This is a genomic window from Pseudoroseomonas cervicalis ATCC 49957, from assembly GCF_000164635.1.
In the GTDB taxonomy this organism is placed as follows: Bacteria; Pseudomonadota; Alphaproteobacteria; order Acetobacterales; family Acetobacteraceae; genus Pseudoroseomonas; species Pseudoroseomonas cervicalis.
Window position 1 is genome coordinate 1 of sequence record NZ_GG771169.1, and the last position, 715, is coordinate 715.

The window sequence follows — 715 nt, forward strand, 5'->3', positions numbered from 1 at the left end:
CGGCCGGGGCTGCGCGCCGTGCTGGCGGCGGCCTTCGGCGCGCTCGGCCTGCTGGTCGCCCTCATCTCCTCCTGGGCCTCCGGGGAGATGGCCAATCGCCGGCTGCGCGCCGATATCGGCGCCGAGCTGGCGGCGATCGCCGAGCGCACCGCCGATTTGCTGGATCGCGGCCTGCATGAGCGGCTGCGCGAGATCCGCATGGCCGCCACGCTGCAGCCGCTGCGCGACCCCGAGGCCAGCCCGCAGGCGCGGCGCGAGCTGCTCGCCTGGCTGCAGCACACCTATCCCGAATACGCCATCCTGTTCTTCATCAGCGCCGAGGGCCGCGTGATGGAGAGCAGCCGCGGCGTGCTCGAAGGCGTCAATGTCGCGCATCGCGAGTATTTCCGCGCCGCCCACGAAGGGCCGCTGCTGGTCGATGTGCATGACGCGGTGCTGATGAGCCCGCTGCTCGGCCGGCCGCCGGAGAACCCGGCCCGCTTCGTCGATCTCGCCGCGCCCGTCATCGACATGGAGGGCCGGCTGCGCGGCGTGCTGGCCGCGCATCTCTACTGGGAATGGGCCGAGGATATCGACCGGCACGTGATGCTGACCGTGCTGCACCGCCATCCGGGGGCGGAGGCGCTGCTGTTCTCGGCCGAGGGCCAGTTGTTGATCGGCCCGGCCAGCCTGCGCGCCGCGCGGCTGCCCGCCCTCGCCCCCGCCGCCGCCAGCG

At 73.4% G+C, this 715-nt stretch carries 1 protein-coding gene; it reads left to right on the forward strand.

The window, feature by feature from the left end; translation table 11 throughout:
* The coding region (locus HMPREF0731_RS22390) for a PDC sensor domain-containing protein (RefSeq protein WP_007006558.1) at positions 1-715 on the forward strand (715 nt) is incomplete at both ends.